The organism is Streptomyces griseus, from assembly GCF_001715295.1.
GTDB classification, from domain to species: Bacteria; Actinomycetota; Actinomycetes; order Streptomycetales; family Streptomycetaceae; genus Streptomyces; species Streptomyces griseus_G.
The window spans coordinates 1,183,881-1,204,095 of the sequence record NZ_MDKB01000002.1 but is presented as its reverse complement, the minus strand read 5'-3'; the positions used below and the strand labels follow the sequence as shown (position 1 = coordinate 1,204,095).

Genomic DNA, 20,215 nt, shown 5'->3' with positions numbered 1-20,215 from the left:
GGTGCGCGGCCGAAGATCCGCCGGGGGATGGCGAGTTCGAAGGGGAGCAGCCCGTCGAGGGCGAGTACGACGACGCGGTGCCGCATGTGGTCCCCCTTGTTTTCCGGCGTTCCCCGGCGGTCGTGCCGGTGAAGTGGCAGCCTCCGACCCCGAGCTGATAGACGTCGTGCCGTGAACGGACATCCTGCTCCCGGCCCGCCCGCGCCCGCGTCCCCGACGACGCCCGCGCCCGCCTCCGCCTCCCGGTCCCCGGCCCCGGGTGCGACCGGCACTCCGGCCGTCGCGGCCCGGGTGACGGCGGCGGCAGCGGCCGTCCTGACGGTGGGGGCGGGGCTCGGCGTGCGCGTGCTCGCGGGCGGTGACCTGGCGAAGTACGCGGGGGACGCGCTCTACACCGTGCTGATCCACGCGGTCGTGGTCCTGCTCGTGCCCCGGGTCCGGCCCGGGGTGGCCGCCGTGGCGGCCCTGGCGGTCAGCTGGGCGGTGGAGCTGGCCCAGCTGACCGGCGTACCCGCCGAGCTCTCCCGGCACAGCACCGCGGCCCGGCTGGTCCTGGGCTCGACCTTCAACGCCCCCGACCTCGTCTGGTACGGGGTGGGGGCGGCGCTGGCCTGGGCGGTCCACACCCTGCTCACCGCCCGGCGCGCCTCCGCCCGATGACACCCCGACGGCGGCCGGCGGGCGGGCTCTGCCGTTCCTTCCGCCCCTGGCCCGATGTCTGCGAAGCGTGGCCCTTCAGCCCTGCCTTCGCCTGCGCGTCCAGGCCGAAGCAGTCCGAGACCTGTCCGGCCCGGGACACGCGGATCCCCCGGCCGGGACACCCGGCCGCGGCGTCACCCCTTCGCGGCCAGCTTCGCGGCGATCCTCCGGGCGTCCAGGGCGATCTCGCGGAGCATGCCGCTGATCGGGTTGGTGAAGCCGGTGAAGTACAGGCCGGGCGCCTGCTCGGGGGCGCGGCCGCCGTGGACCACGGGGCGGCCGCGGGCGTCGAGTACGCCGAGGTGGCCGACCAGCCCCTCCAGGGCCCGTTCGTAGCCGGTCGCCGCGATCACCGCGTCGGGGGTGACACGGGATCCGTCGGCCAGCACCACGGCGTCGCCGTCGAACGACTCGACGGCCGCCACGGGGACCACCCGGCCGCTCCTCACCGCGTCGATCAGCCCCACGTCCTGCACCGGGATCGCGCCCTCCCTGACCCGGGAGTACAGACCGGTGTCCGGGCGGGGCAGGCCCTGGGCGGAGAGGTCGGGGACGGAGATGCGGCCCATCAGGTCCCCGGCCCGGTCGACGAGCCGGACCGGGAGCCTGCGGACGAGGACGGCGGTGGCCTGGGCGGGCCAGCCCGCGGTGGAGCGGCGCACGATGTGCGGGACGGTGCGGACCGCGATCCGCACCTGGGCGGCGCCGCCCTCGACCAGGTCCACCGCGATCTCCGCCCCGGTGTTCCCGATGCCGGCCACGAGGACGTCCTTGCCGGCGTACGGGGCCGGGGCGCGGTACTCCGCGGCGTGCACCAGTTCGCCGGTGAAACCCGCGCGACCGGGCCACTCGGGGATCCGCGGGGTGTGGTTGAAACCGGTGGCCACCACGACCGCCCGTCCGGTCAGCACCCGGCCCCCGGTCGCGCTCAGCCGCCAGCCGGACCCGTCGGCGACCCGGTCGATCCGGGACACCTCGACACCCGTCACCACCTCCAGCTCATGGTGTTCGGCGTACTTCTCCAGGTAGCGCACCATGTCGTCGCGGGACACCCACCGCCCGAACCGGCGGGGTATCGCCAGCCCGGGCAGCGCCGACCAGCGGCGGATCGTGTGCAGGTGCAGCCGGTCGTAGTGGCTCCGCCAGGAGGCCCCGACGTCCTGGGACCTCTCCAGGACGACCGCCCGGACGCCCCGCGCCCGCAGGGCCGCCGCGGCGGCGAGCCCGCCGGGACCGCCGCCGATCACGTAGACCGGCCGGTCGTCGGTGCGGTCGATGGCGGCGGGCAGGGCGTCACCGGCGGAAGACGTGCTGTCTGGCATGGTTCGGAGCGTAATCCGGCAGAAGCTTGATGGGTCTCGGTCAAGGTCGAAATCGATTGCGAAACGATCACGACCGGCCGTTCCGGGCCGTTCAGAGCCCGGGCGCCCCCCACACCGGGAACCAGCGGGCCAGATCGCTCTCCACCCGGAGGTCGTCGCCGAGCACCGCCCGCACCTGGAGCTCCAGCTGGTTGTCACGCTTCTCGCCGCCGCCCGGCGCCGGCGCGAAGGGATAGAACGTGCCGCGCTTGTAGAGGTAGACCAGGGCCAGCGAACGCCCCTCCGTGTTCCGGAAGCCGATCATCGAGCAGAGCAGGTGCGGCCCGAAGCCACCGTCCTGGAGCAGGGTGTTGACCGCGTGCAGGTCGTTGACCAGCGCGGCCGTGCCGTCGGCGCCGGGGTCCTGACGGGCGAGCAGCCAGGTGTAGCCGTAGCCGTCCCGGCTGAACTCCACCGGGACGCCGCCCCGTGCCGTGTCGGCGTCGAGCAGTTCCCGTACGTCCTGCTGGATACGGGCGAACGTGCCGCCCTCCACCCCCGCGAAGCACACCGAACCCAGGCCGGTCGGGGCGAAGCCGGTGCCGGCCTGGAGGGTGAGGGCGGCGGAGGGGACGGCGAAGAGCTGGTCGAGGTCGGGGCGTACCGGCTTGCTGCGGCCCAGGATGCTGTCGAGCAGGCCCACAGGAGCTCCTTACGGACGGGAGAGCCCGGCCGAGATCCGGGCCAGCTGATCCAGACGCTGTTCCAGCGTCGGGTGCGAGGAGAGCAGCCGGCCCAGGCTCTCCTTGGAGGAGAAGGCGGGCACGAAGTAGAAGGCGTTGTACGGCTCCGCCTTCCGCAGGTCCTCGGTCGGGATCCTGGCCATCTGGCCGCTCACCTTCGTGAGGGCCGAGGCGAGCGAGGAGGGCCGGCCGGTGAGCAGGGCGGCCGTACGGTCGGCGGACAGCTCGCGGTAGCGGGAGAGCAGCCGGGTCAGCAGGAAGCTGACGGCGTACACGACCGCGCTGATCAGCGGGATGAGCATGATGATGATGCCCGCCGGGTCGTTGCCCCTGCTGCGGGCGAACCCGCCCCACAGGGCGACGCGGGTGATGATGCCGGCGAGGACGCCGAGGAACGACGCGATCGTCATGACGGCCACGTCCCGGTGGGCGACGTGCGACATCTCGTGGGCGAGGACGCCCTCGAGCTCGTCGGGTTCGAGTCTGCGCAGGAGTCCGGTCGTGGCGCAGACGAGGGAGGTCTTCTCGCTGCGCCCGGTCGCGAAGGCGTTCGGGACGTCGCTCCGTGCGACGGCCACCCGGGGCTTGGGCATGTCGGCCAGGGCGCAGATCCGGTCGATCGCCCCGTGCAGTTCGGGCGCCTCCTGCGGGGTGACCTCGCGGGCCCCCATGCCGTACGCGGCGATGCGGTCGCTGAACCAGAACTGGGCGACGAAGAGGCCGCCCGCGACGATCAGGATGAGCGGCCAGGCGCCGCGCAGGACGGCCAGGAGCACGCCCACCAGGACCACGTACAGCAGCCCGATGAAGAACATCGTGCTCACCATGCGGGTGGTCAGACCGTGGTCGGGGGCGTAACGGGAACGGGCTCGTGCCATGGGTACCTCCAGCAGCTCACCTGCTCCCATAGTGCCCCTTTCGTGTAGAAACGGGGTAAATCCGTGGTGGTGCTACGGCCAGAGCAGCTCGCGCGTCCAGTCCGTGCCGCCTCGGCGGTAGCGCAGGCGTACGTGCCGCCGCAGCGCGTCGCCCTGGAAGAACTCCACCTCGCGCGGCTCGACCACGTAGCGCGTCCAGGTCTCCACCTCGGCGTCCGGCTCGGCCCGCGCGCGTTCCCAGGCGGCCTCGGAGGCCCGTACGAGCTCCTCCTGCGACGGGAGCACTTCGCTCTGCCTGCCGGTCAGTGCGGCGGCCAGCGCACCGGCCGACCGGGCGTGCAGGTCGGCCCGGCTCTCCGCCGGGCTCGCCGGAGTGACGGCGCCGCGCACGCGGATCTGGCGGGCCTGGGCGGGCCAGTAGAAGCCGAGGGCGGCGTGCGGGTGGGCGGCGAGCTGCCGGCCCTTCTCGCTCGTGGTGTGCGTGGCGAAGTGCCAGCCGCGCTCGTCGGCGTCGTGCAGGATCACCGTCCGCGCGTCGGGCCGCCCCTCGGCGTCCGTGGTCGCCAGTGTCATGGTGTGCGGCTCCGTCTGGCCGGCCGCCACCGCCTCGGCGAACCAGGTGTGGAACAGGGTGAGCGGGTCGGCGGGAGCGGCGGAGGTGTCGAACCGCGGGAGCGGGAGGGGGACGTCCCAGACGCGCTGGGCGTGGAGCAGGTCGCGGAAGGCCTTCTGTGCATCGCTCATGGTCCTACTGTCGCTCCTCGGGCTCGGGCTCGGGCGGGCGGCCCCGTTCCCCGGCCCGGCGGGCCGGGCGCCACGGACACCGGCGGCGGACCACCTGGGTGGTCCGCCGCCGGTGAGACAGGACGGGGGGCGCTGCGGAGTGTACGTACGGCGCCGGGTGCGGGGTTCCGGGCCGGCGCCTACCGGGCCGGCTTCCTGCCGGTGATGCCGAGGTGGACCAGGAGCGCGAGGTTCGGCCGGAGTTCGGCCTGCTTCACGCCCCAGGTGCTGAAGCCCTTCTGGTGCGAGGCGACCGCCGCCAGCATCGCGACGAGGGAGCCGGCCATGGCGGCGGGGCTGACGTCCTTGTCGACCCTGCCCTTCGCCTGGAGCTCCTTGACCGACTCCGTCAGCGGGCTGGTGACGGAGGTCAGGACCTTCATGCGGATCTTGTAGAACCGCTTGTCGCCCTCGGCCGCGCCGAGGTCGACGACGCGCAGGATCGCGTCGTGGCGCCGCCAGAAGTCGAGGAAACCGTCGACGAGTTCCTCGGCGCTCTGGCGGCCGGCCTTGCCCGCCCAGGAGCGGCCGGCGACCAGTTCGGTCAGCCCGGCGCCTTCCTTGGCCATCTCCTCGGCGAGTTCGAGGACGGCGCCCTCCACGTCGGGGAAGTACTGGTAGAACGTCGCGGGCGAAGTCCCCGCCTTGCGGGCCACGTCGATGACTTTGACGTCCCGGTACGGCGAGGAGCTGAGCATCTCGCTGAGGCAGTCGAGCAGCTTCTGCCGCGTCGCCTGGCCTCGCCGACCGGCCACGCGGCCGTCAACGGTGCGTACTTGTCCTGTCATGCCGTCAGCTTACCGAGGGGGGATCGAGGCGCGATCTGACCGACTGCAAATGGGGATCGCCCCAGTCCGCACAAGGCGAAAGGCCTATTTCCGTCGGCCGGGCGCGGAGGCGACGGTGGTAACGCAGCGTGGCCATGGAGCCTCCTGGAGGCACCCCGGAACGGAACGGATCGATGCGATCATTTTATCAACAGCCTGTGGATAACGTCGGTGGACAACGTGCGTCCACGGTGGGACTGCCGCCTTCACCGGTGACCGGATGTTCGATTTATTGCGGCCGGTCGCGGGCTCCGGGAGCGCTTTCGGGGCGCGGGCCGTGACGCCCGGCGCTACGTTGAGTGTGACGGGCGTCACCGCGACGGAAGGACCCGGGCCATGGCCGCATTCGCGCAGTCCGTGCCGTGCTGGGTGGACGTGCAGCTCTCCGACCTCGAAGCGGGGAAGCGCTTCTACGGCGGGCTCTTCGGCTGGACCTTCCGCGCCGAGGACGGGATGCCCTTCGCGGACGCGTACAGCGACGGCCGGCTCGTCGCCGCGCTCGCCGCGAAGCAGGACGGACGCATGCCGACCGCCTGGGGCGTCTACTTCGCCACCGACGACATCCTCGCCTCCGTCGCGCTGGTCAGGAAGGCGGGCGGCCAGGTGATCACCGACCCGGTGCGGGCCGGCCGGGCCGGCGTCCTCGCGCAGGTGGCCGATCCGGGCGGGGCGGTCTTCGGCCTGTGGCAGGCGGGCGACCGTGCCGGTTTCGAGAAGCGGTACGAGCCCGGCGCCTTCTGCTGGACCGAGGTCCGCACGCGGCAGCCGGAACGGGTGGACGCCTTCTACGAGGAGGTGTTCGGCTTCCGGGGCACCGATCCGGACGAGGTCGCGGGCGGCGCCGGGGAGGTGGCGGACCTCCGCGTGTTCTCCCCGGCGGGCACCGAGCCGGGCCCGGACACCGCGGTCCTCGGGCGCGCCGTCCTCACGGATGCCGTCCCCGCGATGCTGCCGAGCCACTTCCTCACCTACTTCGCCGTTGCCGACTGCGCCCGGGCCGCCGAGAGCGCCGTACGCCTCGGTGGCCGGATCTCGGCCCCGGCTCAGGACACCCCGTACGGGCGGACGGCGGTCCTCCAGGACGACCAGGGTGCCGCCTTCGCGGTGCTGCAGCCGGCCGGACCGCGACCCTGACGACCGGCCCGTGCCGGCCGGCCGGCGCTCCGGCGAAGCGGCGAGGTGCCTCGGCCGTGGTCGTGCCACCGCCGGAGACCCGCGGCCCGGCGCCGGCCTCCGGCTTCTCGTCCCCTGTCCTGAAACGGGTGGAGTGCCACAGGACACCCTGATCCGCCCCCGGGTTCGCAACCGGGCCCCGAGCCAGCAACAATCAGGGTGCGCGCCGCCAGGTGGTGCTCAGTGGTGAGACGCTGCACAGGGCGGGATTTCGCGGGCCTCGTTTCCTGAGGTCCGTACGGGGAGGTGGCAGGCAAGTGGAGCAGCTGACGCAGCATGACCCGCGGCGGATCGGCCCGTTCGAGGTGCTGGGACGGCTCGGGGCCGGCGGCATGGGGCTGGTCTATCTCGCACGGTCGGCGTCGGGCCGGCGGGTGGCGATCAAGACGGTCCGTACGGAACTGGCGGAGGACCAGCTGTTCCGGGTCCGCTTCACCCGGGAGGTGGAGGCGGCGCGCGCGGTCAGCGGGTTCTACACCGCTGCCGTGGTGGACGCCGATCCCCGGGCGGCCGTCCCCTGGCTGGCCACCGCCTACGTCCCCGCCCCCTCGCTCGAGGAGATAGTGAGCGAGTGCGGGCCGATGCCGACCCAGGCCGTGCGGTGGCTGGCCGCCGGTATCGCCGAGGCCCTGCAGTCGATCCACGGGGCGGGACTCGTCCACCGCGACCTGAAGCCGTCCAACGTGCTCGTCGTCGAGGACGGGCCCCGGGTGATCGACTTCGGGATCGCGTCGGGCGTTTCCAACACCCGGCTGACGATGACGAACGTCGCGGTGGGTACCCCCGCGTACATGTCTCCCGAGCAGGCCCGCGACTCGCGCAGCGTGACGGGGGCCAGCGACATCTTCTCGCTGGGATCGACGCTGGTCTTCGCGGCGACGGGGCACGCGCCCTTCCACGGGGCGAACCCGGTCGAGACCGTCTTCATGCTCCTGCGCGAGGGTCCGGACACGGAGGGGCTGCCGGAGGACCTGCGCCCGCTCATCGAGTCCTGTATGCAGATGGACGCGACCCGGCGGCCCAGCCCGGCCGACCTCCAGGCCCAGCTGGCCCCGCACCTGTTCGCCTCGGGTGGCGACGACAGCGGTACGGCGTCCGCCTGGCTGCCCACCCCCGCGACCGCCATGATCGAGCAGCGCCGGGGCGGCGGCCGCGCCGTCGTGGCCGCCCCCGCCCCCGCCCCCGCGCCGGCGGCCGTGCCGCCGCCTCCGCAGCGGCCACCGGCGCGGAGCGCCGGCCCGGACGGGGCGTGGCGCGGCAGCGGCGACGTCCGCACCGCGCCCGCGCCCTCTGCCGGCGGCGGCCCCGTACGGCTGCCCGGCGCCCAGGTGCCGATCGGCCCCGGGCCCCGCCCGGCGGAGGTCCGCGGACCGGCCGCGGCCCACGCCGACCCGGCCACCGGCTGGGTGCGCGCCCCGGGGGCGACCGGCGGCCCGGGGACCGCGACCGCACCGGTGCCCGCGCCCACCCCGCCCCCGGAGGCCCCGCCGGCCGGGCCCGAGCGCTGGCGCCCGTGGCGCTTCCGCATGTCGAACGACGTGTGGGGCACCCCGGTCGTGGTCGGTGACCTGCTGTACGTGACGTCGTTCGAGGTCCACGCCCTGGACGTCGGCAACGGGCGGCGCCAGTTCAAGACCCGGGACGTCGCCTGGGCGATGGCCGTGGAAGGCGGCCGGATCCACGCCTCGGACGGCCCGTCGCTGTACGCGCTGGACGCGGCGACCGGTGAGGAGCGGTGGCGGCTGCAGACCGATGCCTGGGTGTACTCCCTCAAGGCCGACCGCGGCACCGTCCTGACGGCGACGAGGGGCGGCGGCGTCCAGGCCTGGGAGGCGTCCACCGGTGAGAAGCTGTGGGAGACCGGGGGCGTCCAGACGGACTTCGAGAACGCGGAGGCCGGGCCGGTCATCCACGACGGCACGGTGTACCTCTGGCAGAGCGCCCGGCTGCGGGCGGTCGACGCGCGCACGGGCGCCGAGCGGTGGTCGTACCCCATCGGCGACGCCGCCTCGTGCGGCGGTGTGCCGGTGCGGGTGGCTCCCGCGCAGGACGGCTTCGTGTACGTCGCCGCGGGGACCCGGGTGCTGGCGGTCGACACGGTCTCGGGCCGGGTGCGCTGGCACTTCGAGTCGCCGGCCGTCTTCCTCTCCCCGCCCTCCTTCGCGCCGGGACCCGCGGTCACGGGCGGAGGGGTGTACCTCGCCGACTACCTGGGCACCGTGTACGCACTGGACGCGTCGACCGGCAAGGACCGCTGGCGCATCGCGACGGAGGCCCGCCAGTCCATCGAGCCCGTGCTCGTCACGGGGGGCAACGTGCACGTCGGCAGCGGAAGCGCGCTGTACACGCTGGACGCCGTCACCGGGACACCGAAGTGGCGGTTCGCGGCGGGCGGCGAGGTGGTGGGCGCCCCGGTGGTCGCCGACGGCCGGGTCCACTTCGGTTCGGCGGACCACGTCCTCTACACCCTGGACGCGGCGGGCGGCCAGCTCCGCTGGAAGCTCGCCACGGGCGGCGAGATCACCGGCTCCCCGGTGGCCCGGGCGGGCGTGGTGTACGCGTGCAGCAAGGACCGGTGCGTGTACGCGCTGGACGCGCTGAAGGGGACGGGCACGGGAAGCCGGGCGCCGCGGGCCTGAGAGGCTGACGGGTGACCTTCGATCGGAAAGTGGACGCGGCATGGTGCGTGCGATTCCAGGGCATCCGGGCAACGCCGGAAGCGTGCGTGCCGGGGCGTGGCCACCCGATCAGAGGTCACCCGACAGCCTCTGACGCGGCCGCTCCCACCCGAGGGCCGTCCTCAGCGGTCGCCCCGGTCCCGCTCGTCGCGGTCCTCGTCCCCGGTGGGGTGCGACGCGGTGTCCTGGCCCCGGTGGTGACCGGAGTACTGTTCCCGGTCGCGCGGATCCGGGCCCGTGTACGGGTCGCGCTCCTGTTCCGGCCAGGGCGACGTCTGGGCGGCCGGGCCGGGCTCCTGGGTGGGCGGCCACGTGTCCGGGCGGTCGTCCCGGGGGACCGGATACGGCTCGGTGGCCCCGCGGCGGCGCCTGCCCCGCCCCGCCGGACGGCCCGACATCAGGAGGGACCCCAGCAGGAGCAGCAGCCCGCCCCCGGCGGCCAGGGCGGTGCCCCAGCGGAGCCCCGTCCCGTCGCTGCCGACCGACAGGCTGCCTGCCGCCTGCCCCTGGCGCACCATCCACAGCACGGTGAAACCGAGCACGACGAGCCCCGCGAACGCCACCACGGCGCGGGAACGCAGGAGCACGCCGACGACGGTCACGAGGGCGGCGAACAGGAAGGGCAGCAGGATCGAGGTCATGACCGCCGCGTGCGCGCCGGTGATGCCGCCGAACAGGTCCTGGATGCGGTAGTCCCGCCCCAGGCGGCCGTCGTACCAGGGCTGGAAGGGGCTCAGGACGGCAGCCGCCGCTCCGGCGAGGGCGATCACCGAGCCGAGGACGTTGCGGATCATCGGTCAGCCTCCTGCGGCGTTCGTGCGACCCCCTGTCCGGCGGTGCCCACCGTGCGGCTCCCCTCCTGCGACGCTACGCCGGGCGGGTCGGGCCTGCCACCAGACCATGACCGGACTGTGACAGGGTCATGACCGGACCGTCGGTCCGCGCCCGCGATGCTGTGCGTTACGGTGTCGCGCGGCCGTGCGACGGCCCAGGAGCAGACAACAGCAAGGGGGGCTGCGTCGATGATGCGGCGACGGATCAGGTTCGCGGCGGTGCTGGTCGTGGTGGTGCTCGCACTCACCGGATTCTCCACGTCCAGCGGTGGGAAGAGCGGCAAGAGCGGCAAGAGCCGGAGCGGGAAGAGCAGCAGCAGTTCGGGCGGCGGGTGCTCCAACTCGAAGAAGAGCAACGGCGGCTACCACGACTACGACGACGACTACGACAGCTCGTCGGGTTCCTCCGGCGGCTCCACCTACTCCACCCCCGCCCCGGATGCCACCGAAGCCCCCGAGGTCCGCGTCATCCGGTGCGCCCGGCCCAAGAAGGGCACGCGCAAGGCGGTGACCACCTCGACGGTCGAGATCCGCTCGACGGCGACCACCCCGCAGACGTACGAGGTGGACGTGACGTTCCTGGACGCCAAGGGCCTGACCGTCGACACGGGCGAGGCCACGGTCGACCTCGACCACGACGAGGCGAAGACGCTGACGGTCAGGATGGACAGCCCGCGCCTGGTCTCCCGGGTGAAGCGCTGCCAGGTCACGGCGGAGGTCTACTGACGCCGGCCGTCGCGGTGGGCGGAGCGTGGACAGGGTCCGAGCCGAACGGCTCGGGCCCTGTCCTGTCTCCCCCGTGGTGGTGCCTCACCGCCGTGGCCGGTGCGGCGTACCGCACCGGCCACGGACGCACCGCGGCCGCGACGGCTCCCCCTCCGCGCCGCCGCGGCCGCTCCCCCCGTGCACATGGTGGTTCTAGTTGGCCGGCTCGCTCGTGGCGTGCGCGTCCTGGGTGGTGAGCGTCCCGCCTGTGGCGTGTGCGTCCGTGGGCTTGAGCGGCGTGCCGGTGGCGTGGGCGTCCTGAGTGGTGATCTCCGCGCCTGTGGCGTGCGCGTCCGTCGGCTTGAGGATGTCGCTCTTGTCGGCCATGAAGTTCAACTCCTGAAACGGTTCTGACAGCGGACGGATGAGCCCGCCCGGCGGTTCCCCCGTGGATCGCCGGGCGGGCCTCCCAGGGCCGATCACCCTAACGGTGAGGCCACTCGACGATCCGTCTGCCCCCCGACGCGACGGATCGATGAGTAAGAGAGTGCCGTGCGGCGATAAACGATTGATGAACGCCGGTCAGGACGCCGTGGCGACCGGGGCCGGGGCCAGCAGTTGGCGGACCGTCGCCGCTTCCGGCGAGCCGAGGTCCTCGAACACCGCCAGCGCCTCGTTCCAGCAGACCTGCGCCCGGTCCGTCTGACCTATGCCCGCGAGGCCGCGGCCCAGGGTGGTCAGGACGTTGGCCCGGCGCCAGTCGCCCCCGATGCCGCGCAGGATCGCCAGGGCGTGCTCGGCATGGGACGCCGCGTGGGCCGGCTGACGGATGGTGAGGTGCAGCTCGGCCAGACGGAACAGGGTCATCCCGTGCCAGAGTTGCTGCCGGCTGTCGCGGAACACCGCCATGGCCTCCGTGAGCGTCTCCAGGGCGGAGGCGGTCTGCCCCGTACCGGTGAGCGCCAGCCCGAGGGCGTACTTCCCGTTGGCGAGGCGCAGGGCCAGGCCCGAGGTGTCCGCCTCGTAGATCGTGACCCCCTGCTGGGCGAGCTCGACCGCGCTCGCCGTCCTGCCCGTCGCCAGATGGACGCGGGACAGGTTGCACAGGGCCGAGGCCTCGCCGGGCTTGTTGCCGTCCGCGCGGAAGGCGGCCAGCGCCTCCCTCAGGTGGTCCTCGGCGTCGGCGTGGCGGTTCTCGTACAGCGCGATGATGCCCCGCTGGTTCGGTACCTGGCCGAGGGAGACGGGATCGTCGGCCAGCCGCCCCAGCTCCAGGGCGCGCCGGGCCTCCGTCTCGGCCTCCGCGAACCGCCCGGACACGCTGAGGGCGTGGGTCAGCATCGTGCGGGCCCGGCCCTCGGCCTGTGCGTCGCCCGCCGACCGTGCCGCGTCGCTCACCGCCTTGGCCGCGGTGGCGAACTGATGCGAGTTGGCCCCGGATTCACCCAGGTCCACCACGGCCATGAGCAGGTCAGCGGCGCGCCGCGGCATGCCGCACCCGGCTGACTGGGCCGCACAGGCCAGCAGTCCGCTGGACTCCGAGAAGAGCCAGTCCAGAGCCGTCTCCCGCACCGTGAACGTGAGGCCGACGTAGGCGGTGCGCGAGAAGTGGTCGAGCACCCGCTCGCCGGGCCGCTCGAGCGCGTAGACCCCCGCCGCCGTCGACAGGTAGAAGTCCAGCAGCCGGGACAGTGCCAGGTCCCGTTCCACCGGCGGCTGTTCGTCGCGCTCCGCGCACGCACGCGCGTAGAGGCGCACCAGGTCGTGGTAGCGGTAACGACCCGGGGCGGCGGACTCCAGCAGGCTGGTGTCGACCAGCGACTCCAGGAGGTCCTCCGCCGTGTGGGGATCCAGGTTGAGAAGGGCCGCCGCCGCCGCGAGAGAGATGTCCGGGCCGTCCGCCAGGCCCAGGAGGCGGAAGGCGCGGGCCTGGGCCGGCTCCAGCTGGCCGTAGCCGAGCTCGAAGGTGGCCTTCACCGCGAGGTCGCCGGCCTGGAGCTCGTCCAGGCGGCGGCGCTCGTCGGCGAGCTTCGCGGCCAGGACCGACACCGTCCAGGTGCGGCGGGCGGCCAGCCGGGACGCGGCGATACGGATGGCCAGCGGCAGGAATCCGCAGGCGGCCACCACGTCCAGGGCGGCCTCGCGCTCCGAGCGGACGCGTTCGCCGCCGACGATGCGGGTGAAGAGCTGCAGGGCCTCCTCGGGGGACAGCACGTCCAGGTCCACGAGGTGGGCGCCGGCCAGGTCGACCATGCGGACGCGGCTGGTGACCAGCGCCGCACAGCCCTCCGTGCCGGGGAGCAGGGGCCGGACCTGGGCCGCGTCGTGCGCGTTGTCGAGCAGGACCAGGACGCGACGGCCGTCGAGGGTGGAGCGGTAGAGGGCCGCCCGCTCGTCCAGGGAGTCCGGGATCGCGGAGTCGGGTGTGCCCAGCGCGCGCAGGAACGCTCCGAGTACGGTCTCGGGTTCGGCGGCCCGGGAGCCCGCGCCCTGGAGGTCGACGTACAGCTGGCCGTCCGGGAAGTGCGGCCGGGCCCGGTGGGCGATGTGCACGGCCAGGGTCGTCTTGCCCACACCGCCGATGCCGGCCAGCGCGGAGACGGCCATCACGGAGCCCTCGGCGGTGACGAGCCGGTCACCCAGGTCGCGTACGAAGGCGGCGCGGCCCGTGAAGTCCGGCACGGTGGCCGGGAGCTGGGCGGGACGGACCTGCGCCGGGGCCGTGGCCGGTTCGTCGGCCGGCCGGGCCAGCTCCTCGTCGGCCCGGAGGATCCGCTGCTGGAGCTGGGCCAGCTCGGGGCGCGGGTCGACGCCGAGTTCCTCCGCGAGCAGGCGGCGGGTGTCGGCGTAGACCGCGAGGGCCTCGGCCTGCCGGCCGCTGCGGTACAGGGCGACCATCAACAGCTCGCGCAGCCGCTCGCGCAGGGGGTGCGCGGCGGTGAGCGCGGTCAGTTCGGAGACCGCCTCCGCGTGGCAGCCCACCTCGAGGTCCAGATCCAGCCGGGTCTCGGTGAGCTGGAGGCGCCACTCCTCCAGGCTGGTGCGCTGGTTCTCCGCGTACGGCCCGGGGAGGGAGGCCAGGGCCTCGCCGTCCCACAGGCCGAGCAGCTTGTTGATCAGGGTGCGGGCCTGGCAGCGGTCCGCGCCGCGCACCTTCTCCGCCTCGGCGGCCAGGTCCTGGGCGAGCGACAGGTCCAGGGCCTCGCGGGGGATCCGGAGCGCGTAGCCCCCGGCCTCGCTGACCAGGGTGTCCTGGCCCAGGGTCTTGCGCAGCCGGGACGCGTAGGTGCGTACCGTGGCCAGGGCCTGGGACGGGGGGTCGTCGCCCCAGAGGGCGTCGATGAGTTCCGCGGCGGTGGCCGTGCGGCCGCCGCGCAGCAGCAGGGCGGCCAGCAGGGCCCGTTGCTGCGGAGACCCGGACGGCAGGGCCTCGCCGCCGCGCCAGGCGCGTACGGGGCCGAGCACGGTGAAGCGCAGATCGGTGCCGGCCACCCGTTCCCGTGCGGCGCGTTGCCCCGGAACGCGCACGCCGGGTCCGTTGTCGCGGTCCATGATGCCCCCTGTTCTGCTCGCCCCGCCGGTCCTGCCGATCCCGCTCTGATCCGTACCTCTGTACCGCCGGTATGGCGCTCCACAGTCTGCCTTGTAACGGGCGGACTCGTCAGCATCGGGTGAACGCTCTGCACAGGCCCTCGACAACGAACGTGCGCCCGTGAGGGGTAAGGCGGGTGACGTCACGTCAGCCGGTGCGGGGCGGCCGGAGTCCGGTGCCGCCGCCGCGCGCGGTCCGCCGGGCATCCCGGGGCGGCCTCCGGACGTGTCCGGCCGCACCCGGCGGTACGTCGCCCGGGGCCGTCGGGCCGGCCGGTCAGGTCGTGGCTCCCCCCGCGGAGACGTCCCGGCCGGTGTCCTGCGGCCGGTGCCCGGCGGCCTGCGCCGTGAGTGGGGCGGCGCGGTGCCGTGCGGCGGATCCCGGGACCGCGGCACGGCAGGAGCCCCGCTCCTCCGCCGGGGCGGGGGAGCGGGGCTCCTTGGGTACTGCGCGCCGGCCGCGATCGGCCGACCCGGGCAACTAGGCCGGGGTGACGTTCTCAGCCTGCGGACCCTTGGGTCCCTGAGTGACGTCGAAGTTCACGACCTGGTTCTCCTCGAGGGAGCGGAACCCGGACGCGTTGATCGCGGAATAGTGGACGAAGACATCCGGGCCGCCGCCGTCCTGGGCGATGAAGCCGAAGCCCTTTTCAGCGTTGAACCACTTGACGGTTCCGGTAGCCATAAGCCCTCCTTGGGCCAAAGGGTTGCCCTGCTCCAGAACCTGCAAACAAGTCTGAAAACTACAAAAGCCTGCGGGTTACATGCTCCGCAGGCTCTGTACTGCAAGGGAAACCAAACTGCAACTTGCGAGCGAGCCTAGCACGTAGTCCGCAGTCAGCGGTAGAGGGAAAGATCACTTCACCCGGATGTTTGATCGGGCCGCCGAAGAGCTGACGGACAAGGGCGCCGCGGGCTCTCCGGGTGCCCCGATGATGCCCGTCCGTGGACACGGGTCTAGCCTCGCGATGTGGACAATTCAACCGTCTCTCCCGTGGAAGGCGACGACCGTCGCAGCAGGCCGCGCGTCGGCCACATCCAGTTCCTGAACTGCCTCCCCCTGTACTGGGGGCTGGCGCGGACCGGAACCCTGCTCGACCTGGAGCTCTCGAAGGACACCCCGGAAAGACTCAGTGAGCAGCTGGTCGCAGGGGACCTCGACATCGGTCCCGTCACCCTGGTCGAGTTCCTGCGCAACGCCGACGACCTGGTCGCCCTCCCCGACATCGCGGTCGGCTGCGACGGGCCGGTCATGTCGTGCGTGATCGTCTCGCAGGTGCCGCTCGACCGGCTCGACGGGGCCCGGGTGGCGCTCGGCTCGACCTCCCGCACCTCCGTGCGCCTGGCCCAGCTGCTGCTCGCCGAGCGCTACGGCGTCGCCCCCGACTACTACACCTGCCCGCCCGACCTCGGCCTGATGATGCAGGAGGCCGACGCCGCGGTGCTCATCGGCGACGCTGCCCTGCGCGCCCATCTGCACGACGCCCCGCGGCTCGGGTTGCAGGTCCATGACCTGGGCCGCATGTGGAAGGAGTGGACGGGGCTGCCGTTCGTCTTCGCGGTCTGGGCGGTCCGCAAGGACTACCTGGCCTCGCACCCCCACTACGTGCAGAAGGTGCACGAGGCGTTCCTGGCCTCGCGCGACCTGTCGCTGGAGGAGGTCACCAAGGTCGCGGAGCAGGCGGCCCGCTGGGAGGCCTTCGACTCCGAGACGCTGGAGCGCTACTTCACCACGCTGGACTTCCGCTTCGGACCGGACCAGCTGGCGGGGGTGCGCGAGTTCGCCCGCAGGACCGGGCCGACGACCGGATTCCCCGCGGACGTACGGGTCGAACTCCTCGGCGGCTGAGGTGGGCGGGGCGGGAAGGGCACGGGAGGGATGGCGGATCCCCACCCCTTCCCGGGTCTGCTTCCCGTACCGTCCCGCGGCTGTTCGTGTGCCTTCCCGGGTCTGCTTCCCGTAGCCTCCCGCAGCGCTTACCGCCCCCTTCCGGCCGCCGCCTTCCGGCACCTTCCCGGTCGCTGCTTCCCGGTGTCTTCGTGCCCCGTGGAGTCGGCCGGATCCCCGCGGCCGGCGGCCTTCCCGCTCGGCCTTTCGGCCGTCCTCCCGGCCTTACTCCCCGGCCCGTCCCCCCGGTCCGTCCCATTACTCCGGCGTGCGGCGCGCATTCCCCTCCCGTGTAATGCCGCGAATGGGCCGGGGTGGCCGGTGCGGCGAATAGCGGATGGCATCGCGAACACGTCCGGTTCACGTTCCGGTATCCGGCCGTGGAACCGCGATGTGTAACGGCGAACGACGTATTCACGCCTTTCGCGATGGCGAAAACCGTGCTTCGTGCCGTTAGGGGTGATATCGGCGGAACGGCTCTCTGTGACCATGCGACCCCGGGCCTCTACGCTGCCCGGGAGGTCCCACGGTCCACAGGGGGAGACCATATGCAGCCGCTGGAAGCCGGCGAACCGCGGACGATCGGTGCCTACCGGCTCCTCGGCAGGCTGGGTGCCGGCGGAATGGGCCGGGTGTACCTCGGCCGCAGCGCGGGCGGCCGGACCGTCGCCGTCAAGGTCGTCCACCCGCACTTCGCCCTCGACGAGCAGTTCCGCGCGAGGTTCCGGCGCGAGGTCGAGGCCGCGCGCCGCCTCGGCGCGCAGTGGACGGCCCCTGTCCTGGACGCCGACCCGGACGCGCCCGTGCCCTGGGTGGCGACCGGTTACGTGGCGGGACCGCCGCTCTCCGACGCGGTCACCCGGTACGGGCCGCTGCCCGTGCACGCGGTGCGGGCCCTGGGTGCCGGGCTCGGCGAGGCGCTCCACGCCGTACACGCGCACGGCCTCGTCCACCGGGACGTGAAACCCTCCAACGTCCTGCTCGCCGTGGAGGGCCCCCGGCTCATCGATTTCGGGATCGCCCGGGCGCTCGGCGCCACCGTCTCCCTCACCTCCACCGGAGTCTCCGTCGGCTCGCCCGGTTACATGGCGCCGGAGCAGATACGGGGTCTGGACGTCACCGGCGCGGCCGACGTCTTCTCGCTCGGAGCCGTACTCGCCTACGCGGCGACCGGCAGCGAGCCCTTCCCGGGCGACTCCTCCGCCGTGCTCCTCTACAAGGTGGTGCACGAGGAGCCCGAACTCGGGGACCTGGAGGGGGAGCTGCGCGATCTGGTCGCCGGATGCCTCGCCAAGGACCCCGCCGACCGGCCCGCCCCCGCGGAGCTGGCCCGCACGCTCGCACCCGGCGGGGCGACCGTACTCGTGTCGGCCGGATGGCTGCCCGGCGCCCTGGAGCGTGAGGTGAGCCGGGCGGCGGTGGCCCTGCTGGACCTGGAGCCCCAGGAGGCACCGGTACGGTCGGGCCCGGTGCCGTTCAGCAACGCCTCCCTCCCGAGCCCCCGGCCCGGCACCTTCGGGCCCCCGTCCGTGCCGCTCCCGCCGGACGGACCGCCGCCCCCGGCGGACGGCGGCGCCCGGATCGCCCTCACCACGGACGCCGGGCAGCCCGGCGCGCGCCGGGGGCGGCGGGTGAGCTGCACTCTCGCGCTCGCCGTCGCCGGGGCGCTCGCCGCCGTGACCGTCGGAGCCGCGACGCTGGGGGACTGGTTCCCCGGCGGCTCCCGGAACGCCGACGACGGAGCGGCGTCGCCCCCGGCGGCCACCGCGTCGGAGCCGTCCGGGGACACCGCCTCCCCGGACGCCCTCCCCGCGGCGTTCGCCGGCACCTGGAAAGGGCCCGTCACCGAACGCGGCGGGCTGCCGCACGGCACGGTCACCGCCGTGTTCACCCGGGGCGCGAAGGGGGAGGACGTCGTCCGCCTCACGCACCGGCTCGACGTCCTCGGCACGACCGTCGTCTGCACGGGCATCGGCAGACTCGTCTCCGCCACCCCGGACGAACTGCGGATCCGGGAGCGCACCGATCCGGAGAACGCCGGCAGCTCCCTGTGCACCGGCGGGGAAGCCGACCTCGTCCTCACGCTCACCTCCCCACGCACCCTGCGCTACCAGTCCCACGAGGAGGCCGCGGGCACGCCGCAGGGCACGCTCAGCCGGTCCGGCGGCTGACCCCGGCAGGGGCTGGCGTAGGCTGGATCGGTCCGCAGATCCGTTGAAAAACCGCCGAAAGGTGACAGCCCGGTGACCGAGAAGGCCGACCTCCAGCCCATCCTCGACCGAGCCGCCGAAGGCGGGCGGATCACTCCGGAAGAGGCCCTCGACCTGTACCGGTCGGCACCGCTGCACGCCCTGGGCGCCGCCGCCGACGCCGTACGCCGCCGCCGCTACGCCGGCACCGAGCACATCGCGACGTACATCATCGAGCGCAACATCAACTACACCAACGTCTGTGTCACGGCCTGCAAGTTCTGCGCGTTCTACGCCGCCCCCAAGGACACGGCCAGGGGCTGGTCGCGCGACCTCGACGACATCCTGCGCCGCTGCGCGGAGACCGTCGAACTGGGCGGTACGCAGATCATGTTCCAGGGCGGCCACCACCCGGACTACGGCGTGGAGTACTACGAGGAGCACTTCTCCGCCATCAAGAAGGCGTTCCCGCAGCTGGTCATCCACTCGCTGGGCGCCTCCGAGATCGAGCACATGGCCCGGATCTCCGGCGTCCCCGCGGAGGAGGCCATCCGGCGGATCCACGCCGCCGGACTCGACTCCTTCGCGGGCGCCGGTGCCGAACTGCTGCCGGCCCGGCCGCGCACCGCGATCGCCCCGCTCAAGGAGTCCGGTGAGCGCTGGCTGGAGATCATGGAGATCGCGCACGGCCTCGGCGTGGAGTCCACCTCCACCATGCTGATGGGCACCGGCGAGACGAACGCCGAGCGCATCGAGCACCTGCGGATGATCCGCGACGTGCAGGACCGCACGGGCGGCTTCCGCGCCTTCATCCCGTACACCTACCAGCCGGAGAACAACAAGCTGAAGGGGCAGACGCAGGCCACGCTCTTCGAGTACCTGCGGATGATCGCCATCGCCCGGCTCTTCCTCGACAACGTGGCCCACATCCAGGGCTCCTGGCTCACCACGGGCAAGGAGGTCGGCCAGCTGTCGCTGCACTACGGCGCGGACGACCTCGGCTCCATCATGCTGGAGGAGAACGTCGTCTCCTCGGCCGGTGCCAGACACCGCTCGAACCGCCTCGAGATCATCGAACTGATCCGCAAGGCGGGGCGTGTCCCTGCCCAGCGCGCCACGACGTACGAGCACCTCGTCGTGCACGACGACCCGGCGAACGACCCGGTCGACGAGCGTGTCGTCTCGCACATCTCGTCCACGGCGATCTCCGGCGGCACCGCGCACCCGGAGCTCAAGCTCCTGAGCGCCAACTGAGCCTCTCGTGCTGACCGTTCACGCGGCGCCCCTGGTCCTGCCGGTCGGCGCGGCGGCCATGTCCGAGGCTGCCGTCGCCGTGGACGGCGACCGCGTCGTGGCCCTCGGACCGTACGAAGCGGTCGTGGCGGCCCATCCCGCTGCCCGCGTGCGGCGGTGGCCCGGCGTCCTCACCCCAGGCCTGCGGCAGTGGCACGGTCCCGAGCTGCTGACCCGTCGCTACCACCCCGACCCGCGCGAGGCGCATGAGCTGGGTGAGGAGCCCCTGACCGCGGCGGAGTTCGAGCGGCTGGGCGGGCGGCCGGACGGGCCGCGCCGGGCCGGCAGCGTGCGCCGGGGGCTGCAGCGGATGCTGCGCCACGGCACCACACACCTCGCCGGCCCGTTCGACGACCCTGCCGTACACACCGCCGTGCTCCGCTCGGGCCTCACGCCGGTCGCCGCCGCTCCCGGAGGCCTCCCGGCCGAGCCGGACCTGGACCCGTTCGTCCAGGGCCGCGACCTGGCGGGCTCCGTGCACGGCCCCCTCACCGTCGGGGGCCGCGCCGACCTCGCCGTCTTCGACGTGCCCGACGAGGCGGCGCTGGTCGCGGCGGGCGCCGGGACCTGCGTCGCCACGGTGCTCGGCGGCCGGCTGGTCCACCGGCGGCGGTGAGGACGGCCGGCCGCTCCG

At 73.5% G+C, this 20,215-nt stretch carries 17 protein-coding genes; 8 read left to right on the top strand and 9 right to left on the bottom strand.

Annotation, left to right across the window (positions count from 1 at the left end; all coding sequences use genetic code 11):
- Positions 1-291 precede the first annotated feature (291 nt).
- A complete protein-coding gene (locus BA175_RS11940) occupies positions 292-660 on the top strand; it encodes a DUF2809 domain-containing protein (protein ID WP_069171268.1) in 369 nt (122 codons plus the stop codon).
- A 173-nt stretch (positions 661-833) separates the two neighbouring features.
- Here BA175_RS11940 and BA175_RS11935 read toward each other — a convergent pair whose 3' ends face one another.
- The 5 genes from BA175_RS11935 to BA175_RS11915 all read right to left on the bottom strand — a co-directional run bounded on the left by BA175_RS11935 (position 834) and on the right by BA175_RS11915 (position 5,192).
- Positions 834-2,021, bottom strand: coding sequence for a flavin-containing monooxygenase (locus tag BA175_RS11935; RefSeq protein ID WP_069171267.1), 1,188 nt, complete (start codon positions 2,019-2,021; stop codon positions 834-836).
- 91 nt (positions 2,022-2,112) lie between these two features.
- Positions 2,113-2,703 carry a PspA-associated protein PspAB gene (gene pspAB, locus BA175_RS11930; protein WP_069171266.1) on the bottom strand — a complete coding sequence of 197 codons (591 nt, stop codon included), beginning with the start codon at positions 2,701-2,703 and terminating at the stop codon, positions 2,113-2,115.
- A gap of 9 nt (positions 2,704-2,712) precedes the next feature.
- Entirely contained in the window at positions 2,713-3,621 is a 909-nt protein-coding gene (gene htpX / locus BA175_RS11925) for a zinc metalloprotease HtpX (RefSeq protein WP_069172064.1), read from the bottom strand.
- 72 nt (positions 3,622-3,693) lie between these two features.
- The gene (locus tag BA175_RS11920; protein ID WP_069171265.1) at positions 3,694-4,365 is read right to left on the bottom strand and encodes a pyridoxine/pyridoxamine 5'-phosphate oxidase; all 672 of its coding nucleotides are present in this window, start codon (positions 4,363-4,365) and stop codon (positions 3,694-3,696) included.
- 179 nt (positions 4,366-4,544) lie between these two features.
- A complete protein-coding gene (locus BA175_RS11915; protein WP_069171264.1) occupies positions 4,545-5,192 on the bottom strand; it encodes a TetR family transcriptional regulator in 648 nt (215 codons plus the stop codon).
- Positions 5,193-5,567: 375 nt separating this feature from the next.
- On the opposite strand from BA175_RS11915, the gene BA175_RS11910 reads away from it, so the two are divergent.
- Positions 5,568-6,365: a VOC family protein gene (locus tag BA175_RS11910; RefSeq protein ID WP_069171263.1), complete on the top strand. Its 798-nt coding sequence runs from the start codon at positions 5,568-5,570 to the stop codon at positions 6,363-6,365.
- Positions 6,366-6,661: 296 nt separating this feature from the next.
- On the top strand, positions 6,662-9,043 hold the full coding sequence (locus BA175_RS11905) for an outer membrane protein assembly factor BamB family protein (RefSeq protein WP_069171262.1): 2,382 nt from the start codon (positions 6,662-6,664) through the stop codon (positions 9,041-9,043).
- Positions 9,044-9,204: 161 nt separating this feature from the next.
- Here the strand turns inward: BA175_RS11905 and BA175_RS11900 are convergent, their stop codons facing one another.
- A complete protein-coding gene (locus BA175_RS11900) occupies positions 9,205-9,876 on the bottom strand; it encodes a hypothetical protein (protein WP_069171261.1) in 672 nt (223 codons plus the stop codon).
- 228 nt (positions 9,877-10,104) lie between these two features.
- On the opposite strand from BA175_RS11900, the gene BA175_RS11895 reads away from it, so the two are divergent.
- A complete protein-coding gene (locus tag BA175_RS11895; protein ID WP_069171260.1) occupies positions 10,105-10,641 on the top strand; it encodes a hypothetical protein in 537 nt (178 codons plus the stop codon).
- 192 nt (positions 10,642-10,833) lie between these two features.
- Here BA175_RS11895 and BA175_RS31120 read toward each other — a convergent pair whose 3' ends face one another.
- The 3 genes from BA175_RS31120 to BA175_RS11885 form a co-directional block, all read right to left on the bottom strand.
- Positions 10,834-11,007, bottom strand: coding sequence for a hypothetical protein (locus BA175_RS31120; RefSeq protein WP_175420805.1), 174 nt, complete (start codon positions 11,005-11,007; stop codon positions 10,834-10,836).
- A gap of 195 nt (positions 11,008-11,202) precedes the next feature.
- Positions 11,203-14,172 (bottom strand): AfsR/SARP family transcriptional regulator, encoded by a 2,970-nt coding sequence (locus BA175_RS11890; RefSeq protein WP_069171259.1) that lies wholly within the window; start codon positions 14,170-14,172, stop codon positions 11,203-11,205.
- 520 nt (positions 14,173-14,692) lie between these two features.
- A complete protein-coding gene (locus BA175_RS11885) occupies positions 14,693-14,896 on the bottom strand; it encodes a cold-shock protein (protein WP_003967102.1) in 204 nt (67 codons plus the stop codon).
- Between the two features lie 285 nt (positions 14,897-15,181).
- Between BA175_RS11885 and BA175_RS11880 the strand changes: the two genes are divergently transcribed.
- The 4 genes from BA175_RS11880 to BA175_RS11865 all read left to right on the top strand — a co-directional run bounded on the left by BA175_RS11880 (position 15,182) and on the right by BA175_RS11865 (position 20,197).
- Positions 15,182-16,060: a menaquinone biosynthetic enzyme MqnA/MqnD family protein gene (locus BA175_RS11880; RefSeq protein ID WP_069171258.1), complete on the top strand. Its 879-nt coding sequence runs from the start codon at positions 15,182-15,184 to the stop codon at positions 16,058-16,060.
- A gap of 587 nt (positions 16,061-16,647) precedes the next feature.
- The gene (locus BA175_RS11875) at positions 16,648-18,270 is read left to right on the top strand and encodes a serine/threonine-protein kinase (protein WP_069171257.1); all 1,623 of its coding nucleotides are present in this window, start codon (positions 16,648-16,650) and stop codon (positions 18,268-18,270) included.
- 72 nt (positions 18,271-18,342) lie between these two features.
- Positions 18,343-19,542, top strand: coding sequence for a cyclic dehypoxanthinyl futalosine synthase (mqnC, locus tag BA175_RS11870; RefSeq protein WP_069171256.1), 1,200 nt, complete (start codon positions 18,343-18,345; stop codon positions 19,540-19,542).
- A gap of 7 nt (positions 19,543-19,549) precedes the next feature.
- The gene (locus BA175_RS11865) at positions 19,550-20,197 is read left to right on the top strand and encodes an imidazolonepropionase-like domain-containing protein (RefSeq protein WP_069171255.1); all 648 of its coding nucleotides are present in this window, start codon (positions 19,550-19,552) and stop codon (positions 20,195-20,197) included.
- The last annotated feature ends 18 nt before the right edge of the window (positions 20,198-20,215 follow it).

Bases quoted from the DNA above. Each gene is read 5' to 3' on its own strand.
- BA175_RS11935 (WP_069171267.1), bottom strand. From the start codon at position 2,021: ATGCCAGACAGCACGTCTTCCGCCGGTGACGCCCTGCCCGCCGCCATC.
- htpX (WP_069172064.1), bottom strand. From the start codon at position 3,621: ATGGCACGAGCCCGTTCCCGTTACGCCCCCGACCACGGTCTGACCACC.
- BA175_RS11920 (WP_069171265.1), bottom strand. From the start codon at position 4,365: ATGAGCGATGCACAGAAGGCCTTCCGCGACCTGCTCCACGCCCAGCGC.
- BA175_RS11915 (WP_069171264.1), bottom strand. From the start codon at position 5,192: ATGACAGGACAAGTACGCACCGTTGACGGCCGCGTGGCCGGTCGGCGA.
- BA175_RS11910 (WP_069171263.1), top strand. From the start codon at position 5,568: ATGGCCGCATTCGCGCAGTCCGTGCCGTGCTGGGTGGACGTGCAGCTC.
- BA175_RS11900 (WP_069171261.1), bottom strand. From the start codon at position 9,876: ATGATCCGCAACGTCCTCGGCTCGGTGATCGCCCTCGCCGGAGCGGCG.
- BA175_RS11895 (WP_069171260.1), top strand. From the start codon at position 10,105: ATGATGCGGCGACGGATCAGGTTCGCGGCGGTGCTGGTCGTGGTGGTG.
- BA175_RS31120 (WP_175420805.1), bottom strand. From the start codon at position 11,007: ATGGCCGACAAGAGCGACATCCTCAAGCCGACGGACGCGCACGCCACA.
- BA175_RS11890 (WP_069171259.1), bottom strand. From the start codon at position 14,172: ATGGACCGCGACAACGGACCCGGCGTGCGCGTTCCGGGGCAACGCGCC.
- BA175_RS11885 (WP_003967102.1), bottom strand. From the start codon at position 14,896: ATGGCTACCGGAACCGTCAAGTGGTTCAACGCTGAAAAGGGCTTCGGC.
- BA175_RS11875 (WP_069171257.1), top strand. From the start codon at position 16,648: ATGCAGCCGCTGGAAGCCGGCGAACCGCGGACGATCGGTGCCTACCGG.